The organism is Brenneria populi, from assembly GCF_036016195.1.
Classification (GTDB): domain Bacteria; phylum Pseudomonadota; class Gammaproteobacteria; order Enterobacterales; family Enterobacteriaceae; genus Brenneria; species Brenneria populi.
Map to the genome: position 1 here is coordinate 1 of NZ_JAYWTM010000066.1, position 1,275 is coordinate 1,275.

Genomic DNA, 1,275 nt, shown 5'->3' on the forward strand with positions numbered 1-1,275 from the left:
CAAATTCAGTAAACCACTTCACCATATCCCGGCCTGCCCATCTCGCTACATGATGCAGTTTATGAGAAAATATTCGTTCCAAAGATTGGGTATCGTTTTTGCAAAATGCAATCTTTTCAATATCAACCGTGATGTAAACAACACCGGGCTCAGGATAATATCCAAAGTGCCCTTTCTCCGAGATGATATATATAGGTTCCGAACGTCCACTTCAAATAGCCGACTGCCAGATTAGATTGAGCTCAAATCAGCAAATGAGCCAGCTTGAGTATGAGTCAGTACACTCCGATTTATTCAACGACATTCTACAGCGCTTTCCCATAAACCCGTTCCACATACCGCCCACGTCCATCGCCATGCCCTAAATCCATCGATACCAGCGCGCTGGCTTCCCGGTTGCTGAACCCCTGTCGCCGGTAATAACGCATCGCATCCTGCGCCCATGCGTAACGCAAGCTGTGCGGGGAGTATTGCCCCTTTAGTCCTGCCATAGCAGTTTGTGAACGCCAGCGGTTCATGGCGCTTTTCAGATCCGGTTTATCAATCAGTCGACCGTTGCGAGTATCGGCAATCGCCAGCGCCTGATTAACTGTCTGCATTAACGCTTCCCGATCCAGAACCCGCGTTTGCCGGGGCCGTCCGCCTTTGGTGCCGAATACCACCGTCAGTTGTTCGTCGCCTCGCTCCAACGCTGCGGCCCATGTCTGGAGCGACTGCGAACATTGCACCGCTTCCTGCGAACGTAGGCCCATCATTCGAGCCAGTTGCAACGTTAGCGCGAGTCCAGTGTCTTTCTGTTGCAGGGTTGCCAGCGCCGCCTGATAGCGCTCCGGCGTAATCGCCTTTCGCGTACCGTCCCGTCTGGCGCCGCTCAGCCCTAACGCCTTGTTGCTCAATCGTTCCGCATCCGCCAACTTATCCCGACCGGCGGTGCGCAGTATCACCCGCACCGCTGCCATTTCATTATGCAGCGTGCGCAGAGTAATTCCCTGTTCTAACCGTTCGGCGATATAGCATTCGATATGTTTTGCTTTCAGATGCTGCACCGTGCGGATCTGAATATTCAAAGACAGCAGGTGACTGGCAAGCCGCTCTGCAATTTTTAGTCGGTCATGTACCGTCTTATGGCTGCCGCCAGCCTGTCGGGCCAGCGTCTGCATCTCCCGGCTTAATCGTGACATATGTTATCCCCCCATCCTCAATAACCTCTGTTCTCCGGCGCACGGCGATTTACGACACGGGGAAACCGTGCCGCACTGAGCAATACCTGCGCGC

2 protein-coding genes are annotated in these 1,275 nt (G+C 53.6%); both read right to left on the reverse strand.

Annotated features, from left to right (window positions below; genetic code table 11):
• On the reverse strand, positions 1-193 hold a 193-nt coding region (locus tag VSX58_RS22565; protein WP_407654918.1), incomplete at its 3' end, for a DUF2268 domain-containing putative Zn-dependent protease.
• Positions 194-305: 112 nt separating this feature from the next.
• The gene (locus tag VSX58_RS22415; protein WP_327619983.1) at positions 306-1,181 is read right to left on the reverse strand and encodes an integrase domain-containing protein; all 876 of its coding nucleotides are present in this window, start codon (positions 1,179-1,181) and stop codon (positions 306-308) included.
• Positions 1,182-1,275 lie beyond the last annotated feature (94 nt).

Excerpts from the sequence above, each read along its gene's own strand:
- VSX58_RS22415 (WP_327619983.1), bottom strand. The coding sequence starts at position 1,181 with ATGTCACGATTAAGCCGGGAGATGCAGACGCTGGCCCGACAGGCTGGC.